The following is an 18105-nucleotide window of genomic DNA, read 5'->3' as shown; positions in this document are numbered from 1 at the left end:
TAAAAAAAACCGACACTGTCGCTGAAGATTTCTTCAGATAGGCGCAAAATGGCCCTGGGAGGCCAAAGCCTCCCAGGGCCATTTTCAGATTGACGTCCGCCAATTGACGAGCGTCGTCAGCTCAGGCGTCGGCGGTCGTATCCGTCGCCGCCGCCAGCGCCGCCTGCTGCGCGCGCAGCGCGGCATCGCGGCTGTTGGCGGTCACCCGCATCCGGCCGAGCGCCGCGCCCGTCCCCGCCGGGATCAGGCGGCCCACGATCACATTCTCCTTCAGGCCCAGCAGCGTGTCCGCCTTGCCCTGGACGGCCGCTTCCGTCAGCACCCGCGTCGTTTCCTGGAACGAGGCGGCCGAGATGAAACTGCGCGTCTGCAGGCTGGCCTTGGTGATGCCCAGCAGCACCGGCTTGCCTTCCGCCGGGCGCTTGCCCTCGGCGATGGCCTTGGCGTTGGCTTCGTCCATCTCCTCGCGATCGACCTGCTCGCCCTTCAGCAGCGTGGTGTCGCCATCGTCGGTGATCTCCACCTTCTGCAGCATCTGGCGCACGATCACTTCGATATGCTTGTCGTTGATCTTCACGCCCTGCAGTCGATAGACTTCCTGGATTTCGGCGCAGAGATATTCGGCCAGCTTCTCGATGCCCAGCACGTCCAGAATGTCGTGCGGGTTCGCCGGACCGTCGACGATATAGTCGCCCTTGCGCACAAGGTCGCCTTCCTGGACGGACATATGCTTGCCCTTGGGCAGAAGATAGACGATCGGCTCCGACCCGTCCTCGGGATGCAGTTCCACGCGGCGCTTGGCCTTGTAGTCCTTGCCGAAGGCGATGCGCCCGTCGACCTTGGCGATGATGCCATTGTCCTTCGGGATTCGCGCTTCGAACAGTTCGGCCACTCGCGGCAGACCGCCGGTGATGTCCCGCGTCTTGGCGGCTTCGCGCGGCATCCGAGCCAGCACATCGCCCGCTTCCACCCGCTGCCCGTCCGACACCGAGAGAATGGCGCCGACCGGAAGCAGATAGCGGCCGGATTCGCCGCTGTTCTCGTCCAGCAGGGTCATGCGCGGGCGCAGATCGTCCTTCGCCTTCGAGGCCTTCCACTCCGACACCACCTTGTTGGCGATGCCGGTCGCGTCGTCGACCTCCTCCTTCAGCGTCTGGCCGTCGACCAGATCCTGATATTTCACCACACCGGACTTATCGGTGATGATCGGGCGGGTGTAGGGATCCCACTCGGCAAGCCGCTGGCCCTTCGCCACCTTTTCCCCATCCTTCACCGACAGGATCGCGCCGAACACGATCTTGTGCAGCGAACGGTCGCGGCCTTCGGCGTCGACGATGGCGATCTCGCCACCCGTCGGCGCCATGCCGATGACGCGGCCGCGGCTGTCCTTGATGACCGGCAGGTTGCGATACTGCGCAACACCCTCGACCGGCGCGTCGTGGCTGGACTGCTCGCTCACCTGCGCCGCGCCGCCGATGTGGAAGGTCCGCATCGTCAGCTGCGTGCCCGGCTCGCCGATCGACTGGGCGGCGATCACGCCGACCGCCTCGCCGATGTTGACCGGAGTGCCGCGCGCCAGATCGCGGCCATAGCAACGGCCGCAGACGCCCTGCTTCGCTTCGCAGACCAGCGGCGAGCGGATCTTCACTTCCGCGATGCCGGCGTCCTCGATCAGCTTCACATGCTTTTCGTCCAGCAGCGAGTCACGGGCGAACAGCACGTCGCCGGTCTTCGGATCGACGATATCGTCGCAGACCGTGCGGCCGAGGATGCGCTCACCCAGCGTGACGATGACCGAGCCACCCTCGACGATCGCCTTCATCAGCAGGCCGCGCGAGGTCTCGCAATCATCCTCCAGCACCACGCAATCCTGCGACACGTCGACCAGACGGCGGGTCAGGTAACCCGAGTTCGCCGTCTTCAGTGCGGTGTCGGCCAGACCCTTGCGGGCACCGTGCGTGGAGTTGAAATATTCAAGGACGGTCAGCCCCTCCTTGAAGTTGGAGATGATCGGAGTCTCGATGATCTCGCCCGAGGGCTTCGCCATCAGGCCGCGCATCCCGGCGAGCTGCTTCATCTGCGTCTGCGAACCCCGCGCGCCCGAATGCGCCATCATATAGACGGAGTTGATCGAGCGCTGCTGCCCGCTTTCCTTGTCGATCGGCGTCGCCGAGATTTCCTTCATCATCTCGGCGGCGACTTCGTCGCCGCAACGCGCCCAGGCGTCGACGACCTTGTTGTACTTCTCGCCCTGGGTGATCAGGCCGTCCTGATACTGCTGCTCGAAGTCCTTGGCCTGGTCGCGGGTGCGCTCCACCAGCGCCTCCTTGGTGGCCGGGATCACCATGTCGTCCTTGCCGAAGGAGATGCCGGCCTGGCAGGCGTGGCGGAAGCCCAGCGCCATGATGGCGTCGGCGAACAGCACCGTCTCCTTCTGGCCGGTGTGGCGATACACTTCGTCGATGACGTCGCCGATGTCCTTCTTGGTGAGAAGGCGGTTAATCGTCGCGTAGGGCACCTTGTGGCTCTTCGGCAGGCACTCGCCGATCAGCATGCGCCCCGCGGTCGTCACGAATCGGGCGATGCGGGTCTTCCCGTCCTCGTCCGTCTGCGGCACCCGCGCCTCGATGCGGGTGTGCAGCGAGACGACTCCGGCGTTCAGCGCAGCATGCACTTCCGACATGTCGGCGAACAGCGGCAGCTTCTCGCGCTTGCTGCCGTCGGGAAGCTCCACATATTCCGGGAATTTCTCCTGCCGCTCCATCGACAGATAGTAGATGCCCAGCACCATGTCCTGCGACGGCACGATGATCGGCTTGCCGTTCGACGGGCTGAGGATGTTGTTGGTGGACATCATCAGCACGCGCGCTTCCAGCTGCGCTTCCAGCGAAAGCGGCACGTGGACGGCCATCTGGTCGCCGTCGAAGTCGGCGTTGAAGGCGGCGCAGACCAGCGGATGAAGCTGGATCGCCTTGCCTTCGATCAGCACCGGCTCGAACGCCTGGATTCCAAGGCGGTGCAGCGTCGGCGCCCGGTTCAGCAGCACCGGATGCTCGCGGATCACCTCGTCCAGGATATCCCAGACTTCCTTGCGCTCTTTCTCGACATATTTCTTCGCCTGCTTCAGCGTCATCGACAGGCCCTTGGCGTCCAGCCGGGCGTAGATGAACGGCTTGAACAGCTCCAGCGCCATCTTCTTCGGCAGGCCGCACTGGTGCAGCTTCAGTTCCGGCCCGGTCACGATGACCGAACGGCCGGAATAGTCGACGCGCTTGCCCAGCAGGTTCTGCCGGAAGCGGCCCTGCTTGCCCTTCAGCATGTCCGAAAGCGACTTCAGCGGCCGCTTGTTGGCCCCCGTGATGGTGCGGCCGCGCCGGCCGTTGTCGAACAGCGCGTCCACCGCTTCCTGCAGCATGCGCTTTTCGTTGCGCACGATGATGTCGGGCGCGCGCAGCTCGATCAGCCGCTTCAGGCGGTTGTTGCGGTTGATCACCCGGCGGTAAAGGTCGTTCAGGTCGGAAGTCGCGAAGCGGCCGCCGTCCAGCGGCACCAGCGGGCGCAGTTCCGGCGGGATCACCGGGATCACCGTCAGGATCATCCACTCCGGCCGGTTGCCCGATTCCAGGAAGCTCTCGACGATCTTCAGCCGCTTGATGATCTTCTTCGGCTTCAGCTCCGACTTGGTCGTCGCCAGCTCTTCCAGAAGCTCTTCCTTCTCGGTGGCGAGATCCAGCTCCATCAGCAGTTCGCGGATGGCCTCGGCCCCGATCCCGGCGCGGAAGGTCTCCTCGCCATATTGGTCCTGCGCTTCGAGATACTCGTCCTCGTTCAGAAGCTGGAACTTCTTCAGCGGGGTCATCCCAGGCTCGGTAACGATGTAATTCTCGAAATAAAGAACCCGCTCCAGATCCTTCAGCGTCATGTCCAGCAGCATGCCGATGCGGCTGGGCAGGGACTTCAGGAACCAGATGTGGGCGACCGGCGCCGCCAGCTCGATATGGCCCATCCGCTCGCGGCGGACCTTGGAGACGGTGACTTCAACGCCGCACTTCTCGCAGACGATGCCCTTGTACTTCATGCGCTTGTACTTGCCGCACAGGCACTCATAGTCCTTGATCGGGCCGAAGATGCGGGCGCAGAACAGGCCGTCGCGCTCGGGCTTGAAGGTCCGGTAGTTGATCGTCTCCGGCTTCTTGATCTCGCCGAAGGACCAGCTGCGGATCTTGTCCGGCGAGGCGATCGAGATCTGGATCTGATCGAACACTTCCGGCTTGGCGACCGGCGAAAAGGCGTTGGGAACCAGTTCGTTCATAATAACTCCTCCCCCCTTTCGGGGGCGATAATCAGGTCCAGACTCAGGCGTCGGCGTCGGTGGTCTTCAACTCGACATTGAGGCCGAGCGAGCGCATTTCCTTCACCAGCACGTTGAAGCTCTCGGGAATGCCGGCCTCGAAGCTGTCGTCGCCCTTGACGATCGCTTCATAGACCTTGGTGCGGCCGACCACGTCGTCGGACTTCACCGTCAGCATTTCCTGCAGCGTGTAGGCCGCGCCATAGGCTTGCAGCGCCCACACTTCCATTTCCCCGAAGCGCTGGCCACCGAACTGCGCCTTGCCGCCCAGCGGCTGCTGGGTGACGAGGCTGTACGGCCCGATCGAACGCGCGTGGATCTTGTCGTCGACCAGGTGGTGCAGCTTCAGCATGTAGATGTAGCCCACCGTCACCTTGCGGTCGAAGGCCTCGCCGGTCCGCCCGTCGAACAGCTCGACCTGCCCGGAGCTGTGCAGCCCGGCCAGTTCCAGCATGTTGGAGACGTCGGATTCCTTGGCGCCGTCGAACACCGGAGTCGCCATCGGCACGCCGGGCACGAGGCTTTCGGCGAACTTCAGCAGGTCTTCCTCGGTCATCGCCTCGACATTGGCCTGCGGGCCATAGACGGCGTCGAGGTTGGAGCGGAGCTTCTGCAGGTCGCCGGCCGCGTCCTCCACCGCCGCTTCATTCTTGCGGGCGATATCCTCCAAGAGACCGGCCACCTGCCGGCCGAGGCCGCGTGCGGCCCAGCCGAGGTGGGTTTCGAAGATCTGCCCGACGTTCATCCGCGACGGCACGCCCAGCGGGTTCAGCACCAGATCGACGGAGGTGCCGTCTTCCAGATAAGGCATGTCCTCCGAAGGCAGGATGCGGGAGATGACCCCCTTGTTCCCGTGCCGGCCGGCCATCTTGTCGCCCGGCTGCAGCTTGCGCTTCACCGCCACGAACACCTTCACCATCTTCAGCACGCCCGGCGGCAGCTCGTCGCCGCGCTGCAGCTTGTCCTTGCGGTCTTCGAGGCGCTCGGCGATCGACTTCATCGCCTCGTCATACTGGCCGCGGCTGGCTTCGAGGTTCGCCTGAACCTCGTCGTCGGCAACGCCGAACTTCCACCATTCGCGCCTCGGCTGCTCGTCGAGCAGCGCCTGGTCGATCTCGACGCCCTTCTTCACGCCCTTCGGGCCGGTCACGACCGTCTGGCCGAGCAGAACTTCCCGCAGGTGGGCGAAGGTGGCGCGATCGAGAATGCCGCGTTCGTCCGCCGCATCCTTCTCCAGCCGGTCGATTTCCTCGCGCTCGATCGAGAGCGCGCGCTCGTCCTTGTCGATGCCGTGGCGGTTGAACACCCGCACCTCGACGATGGTGCCGGCGACGCCCGGCGGCAGCCGCAACGAGGTGTCTCGCACATCGCTCGCCTTTTCGCCGAAGATGGCGCGCAGCAGCTTTTCTTCCGGAGTCATCGGGCTTTCGCCCTTCGGCGTGATCTTGCCGACCAGAATGTCGCCCGGCTCCACTTCGGCGCCGATGTAGACGATGCCCGCCTCGTCGAGGTTGCGAAGCGCTTCCTCGCCGACGTTCGGGATGTCGCGGGTGATGTCCTCCGGCCCGAGCTTGGTGTCGCGGGCCATCACTTCGAATTCCTCGATGTGGATCGAAGTGAAGACGTCGTCCCGGACGATCCGCTCGTTGATGAGGATCGAGTCTTCGTAGTTGTAGCCGTTCCAGGGCATGAAGGCGACGAGGGCGTTCCGGCCCAGCGCCAGCTCGCCATATTGCGTCGACGGGCCGTCGCAGATCACATCGCCCTTCGAAACCCGGTCGCCCACGCGCACCAGCGGCCGCTGGTTGATGCAGGTGTTCTGGTTCGAACGCTGGAACTTCATCAGCGTGTAGATGTCGACCATCGACTCGCCCGACTTCACATCCTCGGTCGCGCGGATGACGATCCGGCCGGCGTCCACCTGGTCGACGATTCCGGCGCGGCGGGCGGCGATGGCGGCGCCGGAATCCCGGGCGACAGTCGCTTCCATGCCGGTGCCGACGAAAGGCGCCTCCGCCTTCACCAGCGGCACGGCCTGCCGCTGCATGTTCGAGCCCATCAGCGCGCGGTTGGCGTCGTCATTCTCCAGGAACGGAATGAGCGAGGCGGCGACCGAGACAAGCTGCTTCGGCGACACGTCCATCAGCGTGATCTGCTCGCGCGGGGCGATCAGGAATTCGCCGGCCTGACGGGCGGAGACCAGCTCTTCGACGATGCGGCCTTCCGCATCGAGATCGACGTTCGCCTGGCCGATGGTGTGGCGCGCTTCCTCCATGGCGGAGAGATAGACGACCTCGTCGGTCACCTTGCCGTCGATCACCTTGCGATAAGGCGTTTCGATGAAGCCGTACTTGTTCACCCGGCTGAAGGTGGACAGCGAGTTGATGAGGCCGATGTTCGGCCCTTCCGGCGTTTCGATCGGGCAGATCCGGCCATAATGGGTCGGGTGCACGTCGCGGACTTCGAAGCCGGCGCGCTCGCGGGTAAGCCCGCCCGGCCCGAGCGCCGAAACGCGGCGCTTGTGCGTCACTTCGGACAGCGGGTTCGTCTGGTCCATGAACTGCGAAAGCTGGCTGGAGCCGAAGAATTCGCGCACCGCCGCCACCGCCGGCTTGGCGTTGATGAGGTCGTTCGGCATCACCGTCGAGATATCGACGGACGACATCCGCTCCTTCACCGCCCGCTCCATGCGCAGCAGGCCGACGCGGTAGCTGTTCTCCAGCAGCTCGCCCACCGAGCGCACCCGGCGGTTGCCGAGATTGTCGATGTCGTCGATCTCGCCCTTGCCGTCCTTCAGCTCGACCAGCGTCTTCACGACGGCCAGAATATCCTCGTTGCGCAGCGTCGTCAGATCGTCCGGCGCGTCGAGGCCAAGGCGCATGTTCATCTTCACCCGGCCAACGGCCGAAAGATCATAGCGCTCCGGATCGAAGAACAGGCCGGCGAATAGCGCTTCGGCGGTTTCGCGCGTCGGCGGCTCCCCGGGGCGCATCACCCGATAGATGTCGGCCAGCGCCTGGTCGCGCTCCTCGGCCTTGTCGGCCATCAGCGTGTTGCGGATCCAGGGGCCGGTGTTCACATGGTCGATGTCCAGCACGTCGACATGGGCGAAGCCCGCGTCCGTCAACTGGTCGAGATGCTCCTGAGTCACCTCGTCGCCCGCCTCGATGTAGATCGCGCCGGTCTTCTCGTTGATGAGGTCGAAGGCGGAATAGCGGCCGAGAATCTCGTCGGCCGGCACCAGCAGCGAGGTGACGCCCTCATTCTGCGCCTTCTTGGCGGCGCGCGGGGTGATCTTCTCGCCGTCCCTGAACAGCACTTCGCCGGTGTCGGCGTTCAGCACATCGTAGGAAGGCTTCTGGCCGCGCCACTGCTCCACCACGAAGGGCATGCGCCAGCCGTTCAGCTTGGTGTCCCGCTCCCAGCGGACGGTGCCGTAGAAATGGTTGAGGATTTCCTCGCCGCTCAGGCCCAGCGCATAGAGCAGCGCCGTCACCGGCAGCTTGCGCTTCCTGTCGATGCGGACGTTCACGATGTCCTTGGCGTCGAACTCGAAGTCCAGCCAGGAACCGCGATAGGGGATCACGCGGGCGGCGAACAGGAACTTGCCGCTGCTGTGGGTCTTGCCCCGGTCATGGTCGAAGAACACGCCCGGCGACCGGTGCATCTGCGAAACGATCACCCGCTCGGTGCCGTTCACCAGGAAAGTGCCGTTCTCGGTCATGAGCGGCATGTCGCCCATGTAGACGTCCTGCTCCTTGATATCGATGACGGAGCGGGTGCCGGTGTCGGCATCCACTTCGAACACGATCAGGCGCAGCGTCACGCGCATCGGCGCGGCAAAGGTCATGCCCCGCTGGCGGCACTCTTCCTTGTCGTATTTCGGGTCTTCCAGCTCATAGCCGACGAAGTCCAGCTCGGCCGTGCCGGCGAAATCCTTGATCGGGAAGACCGAGCGCAGCGTCTTCTCCAGGCCCGACACATAGCCATCGGCCGGCCGCGAGCGCAGGAAATGCTCATAGCTCTCACGCTGAACCTCGATCAGGTTCGGCATCTGCACCGCTTCGGCGATGTTGCCGAAGACCTTGCGGATGCGGCGGGTGGAGCGGAAGCGATTCGCGGGGGCGGAACGGGCGGAGTCGACGGCCTTGGTCGCCATGTGGCACGGGTCCTTCAGTCAGATGTCCTCAGGCGCAGCCGAGACAGGAAAAGCCGCAAAGCCAAGGGGTTGCCCCGGCTGCGGCTTGGCGCTGTCCCGATGCCACAAGCGTCCCATGCGTGAAGGCACTGCGCAACGGCGCCCTCTATCCCGAACTCAGGTGGAAAGGGGCATATAAGGGGCACCCCCCGCTCTGTAAAGGCGACCGCGCCTGATCCTGACAGACAGAGCAGCTGTCGCCGCAGGATCGACCCGGGGCGACGGGCTTATGTCCGCCATCTAGTCGCGGCCTTCCGGCAACAGCTTTTCCGCCCGTCGCACCAGCGTGACAAATTCCGCCCGCTCGCCATGCGGGTCCGCGCCTTTCGCGCTTTCCGCCAGCGCCGCCACCTGCGGCAGTCCGAACCCCGGCTCCAGATGCGGCGAACCGCGCAGCCGCTCGCCGAAACCGGCGACCGCCACCGCCCAGCGGGTCGCCTCCGGCGCCGCCGCCAGTTTCGCCACATGGTCCCCTGCCCCGATGGGGCGCTGCATCAGGCGCGAAACCGCCTCTCCCGGCCGCTTGTAGCGCAATTTCAGGAAGGCATATTCACCCCCCTTCCCGGCTTTTGCGGCCGTCTTGCCATAGCGCAGCGGGTCGACCGACCCCGAGGCGCCGGCGGGCACGATCTCATAGATCGCCGTCACCGCCGCGCCGGAACCGACTTCGCCGGCATCCACCCGGTCGTTGTTGAAATCCTCGCGCGCCAGCATCCGCGTCTCATAGCCGATCAGCCGGTATTCGCGGACGGTGGCCGGGTTGAACTCCACCTGTATCTTCACATCGTCGGCGATCGGGAACATGCCCTTGGCAAAGTCCGTCAGGAACAGCTTCTTCGCCTCGGAAAAGCTGTCGATGTAAGCGGCGGTGCCATTGCCGTTCTGCGCCAGCGCCTGCATCATCCGGTCCTGGTAATTGCCGCGTCCGAAGCCATAGACGGAGAGATAGACCCCGCTGCCGCGCTGTTCCGACACCAGGTCGCGCATCCGTTCGGGCGACGCGACGCCCACGTTGAAATCGCCGTCCGTCAGCAGCACCACGCGGTTCACCGCCTTCGGGTCGAAATTCTGCCGCGCCAGCGCATAAGCCAGTTCCAGCCCGCGCCCGCCGGCGGTCGAACCACCGGCCTCCAGATAGTCGAGCGCACAGCGAATCTTCGTCTTCTGCAGGCCGTCCACCGGCTCCAGCACGGCCCCGGCCGAACCCGCATAGGCCACGATCGCCACCCGGTCGCGCTTGCCGAGCTGCTCGACCAGAATGTCCATCGCCTTCTTGGCGAGCGGCAGCCGGTCAGGCCCCATCATCGATCCGGAGGTGTCGATCAGGAACACCAGATTCAACGGCGGCTGCTCACCCTTGGGCAGTTCGAATCCCTGCAGGCCGATATGCAGCAGCCTGTGCCCCTTCGACCAGGGCGAAGGAACGACCGACACCGTCGCCGCGAAAGGATCGCCACCACGCGCCGGCGCCCGATAGCCATAGTCGAAATAGTTCAGCAGCTCCTCCACGCGAACGGCGTCGCGCGGCGGCAAGGAATCCCGGTTCAGGAAGCGGCGCACATTGCTGTAGGCGGCGGTGTCCACGTCGATCGAGAAGGTGGAGACCGGCTCCTGCGCGACTTGCCGGATCGGATTGGGCGTGGCGCCCGGATAGGATTCCCGGTCTTGCGGCAGATGCGTGGGCGCCTCGGCCATCCGCGCGGTGGGCGGCGGCGGTGGTGGTGGTGGTGGTGGAGGGGGTGGCGAAGACGGCGGAGGCGGCGGAGGCGGCACATAAGATGCCTTCGGGCCGAGGGCGGTTCCGAGAATAGCGCCGGCTAACGAGCCCTCCCTGCCGCGCGTGGGCCGCTTGAAGCCATATTGCCCGCAATCCACACCCGGAGGCGCCAGCGTTCCGCGCTCCCCACGCTGCGCCGAAGCCGGGACAGACACCCCCAGCAAGGCCGCGACCGACAGCATTGCGACCAAACCCCGAATCATGACGCCAACCTCCGCCGGTTCCATAGCCTGCGGAGTGTGAACAAAGCACCTCTCATGCAAATCTGTAGAGCCTGCCGTTTGCCTGCCGGCCAAATGAAAGGGGATTGTGCAGTTTGCAAACCCACGCGGCGAACGTCGGTTCCGGTGGGAAGCGGCGACTATGCAACGCCCTCGTCACCCCGGGCTCGACCCGGGGTCCCGCTGTCTTCCTCAAGCGCTGCGCCGGCAGAAAAGCTGGACCCCGGTTCGAGCCCGGGGTGACGGCTGTTGGAAATGTCCGGTGTCAGGTCGGCGACCGCACAATTGCCGTTGGTTTGCAAACTGCATAATCGCCAAATGAAAAGGGCGGCCCCTCGACGAGGCCGCCCCTTCCTTCAAGGCTTCGAAAAGCTTTCGAAGACTTACTTGAGTTCGACGGTCGCGCCGGCTTCCTCGAGCTGCTTCTTGATCTTCTCGGCTTCGTCCTTGTTCACGCCTTCCTTGACGGCCTTCGGAGCGGATTCCACCAGGGTCTTCGCTTCGGTCAGGCCGAGGCCGGTGATGGCGCGGACTTCCTTGATGACGTTGATCTTCTTGCCACCGTCGCCGGTGAGGATCACGTCGAACTCGGTCTTTTCCTCGGCAGCCGGGGCAGCGCCGCCGCCAGCGCCAGGCGCAGCGGCCACGGCCACGGCGGCAGCGGCGGAAACGCCCCACTTTTCTTCGAGCAGCTTCGAAAGCTCGGCGGCTTCGAGGACGGTCAGAGCGGACAGCTCTTCAACGATCTTGTTCAGGTCGGCCATTTAGATTCTCCTAATCCTATCAGGCGGCCTGGCTGTCGCCATAAGCCGCAAACACACGCGCCAGCTTGGCGGCCGGGGCCGTCGAAAGCTGCGCAATCTTGGTCGCAGGTGCCTGCAACAGGCCCACCAGCTTTGCCCGGAGTTCGTCGAGCGACGGAAGTTCGGCCAAGGCCTTCACTCCGTTCGCGTCGAGCATCGTCCCCGCCATCGAAGCGCCAACGATCTCGAACTTGTCGTTGGTCTTCGCGAACTCGATTGCGATCTTCGCAGCCGCAACCGGATCGGCGGAGGTGGCAAGACCCACAGGGCCGACCAGAAGCTGGCCGATTTCCTGATAGGGCGTACCCTCCAGAGCAATGCGGGCAAGCCGGTTCTTCGTCACCTTGAACTGCGCGCCGGCTCCACGCATCCGCGTGCGCAGGTCGGAAACCTGCGCGACGGTGAGGCCATGGTTGCGGGTGATCACCACAACCTGGGTCTCACCCAGCGTCTTCGCGAGATTGGCGACCAGCTCTTTCTTCTGGTTCCGATCCATGCTCACTCCTTGCACTCGCCGCCCCCCCGGATTGGGGAACGGCAACAGAGCCAAGGGGCCTGGAAAAGTCCGGGCCCTATGGCCCGCCCGAAAAGGATCGCCGGCAGCGAAGCCAGGCCTCGCCGCGAATCCCCCCAGCCATCGCACGGCGTCGGAGGGCCAAAGCTGTTCCTCGTCTCATGCAGGCCTTGCGCTTAAGCCGGGTTTCACCCCGACACCTGCAATCTCGGACGGCGCCTGCCAGGCCCGAAAGCCCGCAAGCGGAACACGCGCCTATACAGGGATTCCCCGCAAGGTCAAGATTCCTGCATCTGTCGAGGCCGCCCCGCCACAGGGTCAGCCGCAATGACGCGCGCGCGCCGCAGCCACCATCCGCAGCGTTTCCCGCCGGTCGAAACCGGTGAGCTGGCCGTCCTTCTCCATGTCCGCTCCGATCCGATCCGCCTCGCCATAAAGCGCGCACGCCTCGCCTGCCCGTCCCGATGCCCCCAACGCATCCGCAAGCGACGCCACGCCGTTCATCAGCAGGCGGCGCCGGTCGGCATCCTCCGGACGGCCGGCGTGCCAGGCCTTGCGCTCCGCCACCACTTCGCTCAACACGGCAATGGCGCGCGGATAGGCGCCGGCCGCCGCCAGGGCCTGCCCATAGGACAGGCGCGTGGCCAATACCCAGGCCCGCACCGCCTCGTCGCTAGGGTCGGAGCGCTGCACCGCCTGCCAGCCCGCCAGCGCTTCGGCCAGCACCGGCACGGCTTCGCGCGGGCGGCCTTCCCCGATCAGCGTGCTCCCCACATTCCATTGCTGCCGCAACAGGTTCCAGCGCAGCCGATTGTCGTCCGGCCAGCGGGCAAGCGCGGCTTCGGCGCTGTCCACGGCCCGCAGATATGTGGCGCGCGCCGCAGCCGGCTTTTCCAGATAGAAGCTCGCCTCGGCCTCCAGGTCCAGCGCCCGCAGCCGTGTCAGCGCCTCGGCCGGATCGCCGATAGACGAGAGGGAAACCTCCCGCGCGGCATTCGCTGACTCCTCATAGTCGCCGTTCCAGCTGGCCGCCGCGCTTTTCGCCAGCCACCAGTCGTCCAGCACCGCGCCGCCGGCGCGCCGCGCCACAGGCTCGGCAGCCGACAGCATCGCCATCGCCGCCTTCGGATCGCCCCCACCGGCCGCCTGCCGCGCCATTTCGATCTGCACGCGCGCGCGCACCTGCGCGGCCTCCGCGCCCTTGTCGCCTTCGAGCAGCCTTTGCGCCTGCGCCAGCGATCGGGTAGCGGCCGCCCGGTCCCGCAGGCTCGGCCGGTCGATCGCATTCTGCAACACCGCCAGCCGCCGATACCCTTCGGCGGCCTCCTGCTTCAATCCGGGCGAAGCATCGGGCGACGCCGCGACCCGCCCCAGCACCTGCACCGCTTCCTGCGCAAGCGCCGCCCGCACGGCAACCGTGCCCGGCTGGCTGTCCAGCTGGTCGTTGACCGCAGCCACCTGACTGGCGGCGAGGCGGGTCAGATCGCCAAGGCGGGCTTCAGCCGCGCGGCCTTCTTCCGCTGCCCTCCACCCCATCCACAGCGCGACAGCAGCCGTCAGCGCCAACAACAGCAGCGCCACGGCCAGCCACGGCCGGCGCGCGGGCGGCGGCGGGGCCTGCTTCCCGGCGACAGCCGGCGGAGCCTCTCCCTTATCCTGCTCCACCCAGGCTTTCAGTTCATGCTCATAGGCGAACACGGGCGCGCGGGGTTCGCCCGGCACGCGATGCACCGGCAGCCCGCGCGTCGTCTCCCAGCGCTTCGCCGTCCGCTCGTCCACGCCGAAGCGGCGGCCGATTTCCTTCCATCCGCGCAGCCGCGCGGCGCGGCTTCCCGCCTCCATTTCGCTGGTGGAATCGTCGACCATCGGCACAGATTAGACGCGCCTACTCAGGCCGCAAGCGGCCGATGTCCCGTCATGCCCCGAGCCGCCCCGACAAGGGGGGAAGATTAACCAACCGTCCGCGCATTAGCCTGCAGTTCATGGCGCGGAGGGATCGCGCCACGGAAAAAACAGGGGTTTCATCATGCGCATCACCATCTCCACCTTGATCGGCCTTTCGGTGCTCGCCTGCGCCGCGCCTTCCATCGCCGCGGCGCCCGAGCCGTGGGACCATTGCACCTACAACGGCAACGGCATCGCCAGCACTCCCGATCCCCGCTCCTGCGCCAGCGTCAACGTCGTGGGCCATGTCCATGGCAATTGGGGGCAGTTTTCCGGCGCCGGCATCGCCGTGGGCAACAATGGCTCGGTGATCCAGAATTATGCCACCGAAGGGCTTGCCAACGGCTATGGCAGCAACAGCTGGGACGATGGCTGGTCCAACAGCGCCAACGCCTGGTCCAACAGCGGATCGGTGGCGTTCGCATCCGGTGACCTCGGCAAGGGCCAGCTGAAGGCCTATGGCCATAACGAGGATGTGGGGGCCCGCTCAGCCTTCGCCAACGCCCGCATCAGCGACATCCTCACCTTCAACAACACCTCCGGCGCCACCGCCTATCTCACCTTCGGCTACAGCTTCGACGGCCTCTACACCGCGCCGCTCGGCTATTCCGACGGTTATGTAACCGGCCTCCTCGGGCTGGCGCTCAACAATGTCTACGAAGTGATCGACGGCACGCCCACGGGCTACATCACATGGGCCGGAAGCGGCCAATATATCGGTGGCACCGCCCAGGCCTACTGGGACATGAACAACGGCATTTTCGAGCAGAAATATTATTATTCCGGCACGCCGGACGACTTCCAGTTCACCCAGAATTTCGACACCGGAACCGGCGTGGTGGAAGGCACTTTCCTCACCACCATCGCCATTCCCGTCGGCTATTCCCAGCTCGGTTTCGCCTTCACGCTGTATCTGGATTGCCGCGGACGCGCCACCACCTGCGGCTTCGGCCACACCGGCGCCCTGGCTCTGGGAGAAACGCCGGACGGCCTCACATGGTCGTCGAAGTCCGGCATCCTCTTCACCACGCTCGAGCAACCGGGCGGCGGTGTCGGCGGCGTGCCCGAGCCCGCCAGCTGGGCCATGCTCCTTCTCGGCTTCGGCGTTGTCGGCGCGGCGGCACGCCGACAGCGCGCCCTGCGGATGGCAGCCTGATCCCGCAAGCCAGGCTCAGGACAGGGCGTGAAGGAAGGGCCGGGGCGCGAACCCGGTCCTTCCGCATCAACGCAAAGAAGGCCGGGGTTTCCCCCGGCCTTCCCGCATCTCATTCCTTGGAAGAAGGATCAGGCGCCCAGCGCGGACGCCGTATCCACCTTCACGCCCTTGCCCTGAGTCGAGCTGAGCGCGATCTTCTCCACATATTTGCCCTTGGCGCCCGACGGCTTGGCCTTCACCAGCGCGTCCAGGAAGGCGTCCAGATTGGCCTTCAGATCTTCCTGCGGGAAGCTCGCCTTGCCGAGGCCGGCGTGGATGATCCCCGCCTTCTCGACACGGAACTCGATCTGGCCGCCCTTGGCCGCCTTCACCGCTTCGGCGACGTTCATCGTCACCGTGCCCAGCTTCGGGTTCGGCATCAGGCCCTTCGGGCCCAGCACCTTGCCGAGACGGCCGACGAGGCCCATCAGGTCCGGCGTCGCGATGCAGCGGTCGAAGTCGATGGTGCCGCCCTGCACGATTTCCAGCAGGTCTTCCGCGCCCACCACGTCGGCGCCGGCCTCGCGGGCCTCATCGGCCTTGGCGCCGCGCGCGAACACGCCCACGCGCACCGTCTTGCCGGTGCCCTTGGGCAGAGTCACCATGCCGCGGACCATCTGGTCGGCGTGGCGCGGGTCGACGTTCAGGTTCACGGCCACTTCGATGGTCTCGTCGAACTTCGCGGTGGCGTTCGCCTTCACGATGCCCAGCGCTTCATCGACGGGGTAGAGCTTCAGCGGCTCCACGGTCGCGGCCAGGGTCTTCGACTTCTTGGTCAGCTTCGCCATGTCGTCAGCCCTCCACCACTTCGAGGCCCATCGCGCGGGCGGAGCCCTCGATGGTCTTCATCGCCATGTCGATGTCGTTCGCGTTCAGGTCCTTCATCTTCAGTTCCGCGATCTCGCGGATCTGCGACTGCTTGACCTTGGCGATCGCCGCGCCCTTGCCGGGCGTGGCCGAGCCGGACTTCAGGCCGGCGGCCTTCTTTAGCAGGAAGCTCGCCGGCGGTGTCTTGGTGATGAACGAGAAGCTGCGGTCGGCGTAGACGGTGATCACCGTCGGAATCGGCATGCCGGCTTCCAGGCTGCCAGTGGCAGCGTTGAACGCCTTGCAGAATTCCATGATGTTCACGCCGCGCTGACCCAGCGCCGGCCCGATCGGCGGGCTTGGGGTGGCTTTACCAGCTGCAACCTGCAGCTTGATATAGCCGGTAATCTTCTTGGCCATATGTCTTGCTCCAAATCCGGTTCGGGTGTCTCCACCCTCCCCTCCGGTTGTGCGGCCGTGTGGTGCGAACGGCTTGGGCGGAACCCCTTACCTCCCACGATGCTCCCCCTGTCCGACCGCGGCTCAGGGGCATGTCCGAGCTTATTTGGTCTTTTCGACCTGCTCGAAATCCAGTTCCACGGGCGTCGCGCGCCCGAAGATCGAAACGGACACCTTCACCCGGCCCTTTTCGAAGTCGATTTCCTCGACCAGGCCCGAGAAGCTGGCGAACGGGCCGTCCAGCACCTTCACCGAATCGCCGATCTCGAACGAGACCTTCTTCTTCGCCTTGGGCGCGGCCGCATCCGCTTCCGCCTTGGTGTTGAGGATTCGCGCGGCTTCCGCCTCGCTGATCGGCTGCGGCTTGCCGGAGAAGCCCAGGAAGCCGGTCACCTTCGGCGTGTTCTTCACCAGGTGATAGACCTGATCGTTCATTTCCAGCTTGGCCAGCACATAGCCGGGGAAGAACTTCCGCTCCGACTGCACCTTCTTGCCGCGGCGCACTTCCGTCACCTTCTCGGTCGGCACCTCGACCGATTCGACCAGCCCTTCCAGCCCCATGCGCGAGGCATCGGCGAGGATCTGGTCGCGAACCTTGTTCTCGAAGCCGGAATAGGCGTGAATGATGTACCAGCGCGCCATGCTCAGGCCCCAACCCCCAGAAACAGCTTGATGACGCGGCCCAGAAGCTGGTCGACGCCCAGGAAGAAGAGCGCCAGGATCGAGGTCATGATGAGCACCAGGATGGTCGTCTGCACGACCTCCTTGCGCGACGGCCACACGACCTTCGCGGTTTCCTGCCTCACCTGCCGGACGAATTCGCCCGGGCTCGTCTTGGCCATGCGTCAGACCTCTTCCATCTGTGGCGAGCTTTACGCGAATCACTTCGCATGCGCTTTCACCAACGACAACTCCCGGCAGACACCCCTCTTCAGGGCATCGGCCGGGTGCAAGCTTTTCACCCGCGTCTCCAGCCACATGATGGCACGCCCGAGCCTTTGCAAGGGTGGCCCGGCGATCATGCGTTGGCAGGAGTGGAGGGACTCGAACCCCCGGCCCTCGGTTTTGGAGACCGATGCTCTACCAACTGAGCTACACTCCTAGGAGCGCGGGAGCCGGGGCTATAAGGGAGGCCAGGGTCCGAAGCAAGCGCATCTTTCGCCCGGCCGCCCTTCCCGGCGGCGGTGCTCAAGCGAAGTAGCGATAGCTTTCGTCGTCCCGCGTGAACTTCGCCTGGCGCAGCGCGAACGGCGGCCAGTTCTTCGTGTCGTAGCGATGCTCGTTGTACATCTCCGCGATGTAGCGGCGGTGCTCGATCGCCCAGCGGCCGTCGCGCAGGCTCCAGCGGTCGACATAGCGGCCACGGTAGATGGTCTCCAGCAGGATCCCATCCTTGTCCGGATGGTCGCGGATCACCGAATCGCCATAGCCCTCGCTCACCGCCCGGTCGCCGTTCACCTCGATATGAGTGTTGAGGATGCGGTGGTGGGTGACCAGCTTCGATTCCACGAACTTCTGCCCGCTGTCGAGCGGAGTGGCCGACGGCCCGATCGGGTGGTCGAGATACTGCGCCGTCGAATCCTTGTGCCAGATGCTCGCCTGCAGCGCGCGGTCGGAACGGTCCATGCCCCGGCAGTAGCGGGCAAGCCCTTCGATGATGGCCAACCGCGCCGTGGCCTCGGCCGTGATGCGCTTGGCTTCCAGACCGCGTTCCACGGCCGCGCGCGCGCCGACCGCGGAGGCCAAAGCCACGAGCCCGGCGGCCGCCAGAAACCCGCGCCGCTCCGTGCGCCCTTCCGCCAGCCAGCGGCGATCGTCTTCCTCAAGCATGCGTCC

General features: G+C 65.4%; 12 protein-coding genes and 1 tRNA gene. 1 reads left to right on the top strand and 12 read right to left on the bottom strand.

Annotated features, from left to right (window positions below; translation table 11 throughout):
* Positions 1-121 precede the first annotated feature (121 nt).
* From rpoC to L6Q21_RS09170, 6 genes are all read right to left on the bottom strand, one after another.
* The gene (rpoC, locus tag L6Q21_RS09195) at positions 122-4312 is read right to left on the bottom strand and encodes a DNA-directed RNA polymerase subunit beta' (RefSeq protein ID WP_237830445.1); all 4191 of its coding nucleotides are present in this window, start codon (positions 4310-4312) and stop codon (positions 122-124) included.
* Positions 4313-4355: 43 nt separating this feature from the next.
* Positions 4356-8510 (bottom strand): DNA-directed RNA polymerase subunit beta, encoded by a 4155-nt coding sequence (gene rpoB / locus L6Q21_RS09190; protein WP_237830444.1) that lies wholly within the window; start codon positions 8508-8510, stop codon positions 4356-4358.
* 279 nt (positions 8511-8789) lie between these two features.
* Positions 8790-10244 (bottom strand): vWA domain-containing protein, encoded by a 1455-nt coding sequence (locus tag L6Q21_RS09185; protein WP_237830443.1) that lies wholly within the window; start codon positions 10242-10244, stop codon positions 8790-8792.
* A gap of 686 nt (positions 10245-10930) precedes the next feature.
* Complete coding sequence (gene rplL / locus L6Q21_RS09180; RefSeq protein ID WP_237830442.1) at positions 10931-11311, bottom strand: 50S ribosomal protein L7/L12; 381 nt, start codon at positions 11309-11311, stop codon at positions 10931-10933.
* A gap of 19 nt (positions 11312-11330) precedes the next feature.
* Entirely contained in the window at positions 11331-11846 is a 516-nt protein-coding gene (gene rplJ, locus L6Q21_RS09175; RefSeq protein ID WP_237830441.1) for a 50S ribosomal protein L10, read from the bottom strand.
* 336 nt (positions 11847-12182) lie between these two features.
* Positions 12183-13730: a hypothetical protein gene (locus L6Q21_RS09170; protein WP_237830440.1), complete on the bottom strand. Its 1548-nt coding sequence runs from the start codon at positions 13728-13730 to the stop codon at positions 12183-12185.
* Between the two features lie 160 nt (positions 13731-13890).
* Here L6Q21_RS09170 and L6Q21_RS09165 point away from each other — a divergent pair, with 160 nt between their 5' ends.
* Entirely contained in the window at positions 13891-14964 is a 1074-nt protein-coding gene (locus tag L6Q21_RS09165) for a PEPxxWA-CTERM sorting domain-containing protein (protein ID WP_237830439.1), read from the top strand.
* Positions 14965-15092: 128 nt separating this feature from the next.
* Here L6Q21_RS09165 and rplA read toward each other — a convergent pair whose 3' ends face one another.
* From rplA to L6Q21_RS09135, 6 genes are all read right to left on the bottom strand, one after another.
* Positions 15093-15791: a 50S ribosomal protein L1 gene (rplA, locus tag L6Q21_RS09160; protein WP_237830438.1), complete on the bottom strand. Its 699-nt coding sequence runs from the start codon at positions 15789-15791 to the stop codon at positions 15093-15095.
* 4 nt (positions 15792-15795) lie between these two features.
* Positions 15796-16230: a 50S ribosomal protein L11 gene (gene rplK, locus L6Q21_RS09155; protein ID WP_237830437.1), complete on the bottom strand. Its 435-nt coding sequence runs from the start codon at positions 16228-16230 to the stop codon at positions 15796-15798.
* Between the two features lie 141 nt (positions 16231-16371).
* Positions 16372-16911, bottom strand: coding sequence for a transcription termination/antitermination protein NusG (gene nusG / locus L6Q21_RS09150; protein WP_237830436.1), 540 nt, complete (start codon positions 16909-16911; stop codon positions 16372-16374).
* Positions 16912-16913: 2 nt separating this feature from the next.
* Complete coding sequence (gene secE / locus L6Q21_RS09145) at positions 16914-17111, bottom strand: preprotein translocase subunit SecE (RefSeq protein ID WP_237830435.1); 198 nt, start codon at positions 17109-17111, stop codon at positions 16914-16916.
* Between the two features lie 184 nt (positions 17112-17295).
* A tRNA-Trp gene (locus tag L6Q21_RS09140) sits at positions 17296-17371 on the bottom strand.
* 86 nt (positions 17372-17457) lie between these two features.
* Positions 17458-18099 carry a nuclear transport factor 2 family protein gene (locus L6Q21_RS09135; protein ID WP_237830434.1) on the bottom strand — a complete coding sequence of 214 codons (642 nt, stop codon included), beginning with the start codon at positions 18097-18099 and terminating at the stop codon, positions 17458-17460.
* Positions 18100-18105: the final 6 nt, after the last annotated feature.

Origin of the sequence: Sandaracinobacteroides sayramensis (genome assembly GCF_022014495.1) — a bacterium.
GTDB lineage: Bacteria > Pseudomonadota > Alphaproteobacteria > Sphingomonadales > Sphingomonadaceae > Sandaracinobacteroides > Sandaracinobacteroides sayramense.
This window is presented reverse-complemented; position numbering and strand designations above follow the sequence as displayed.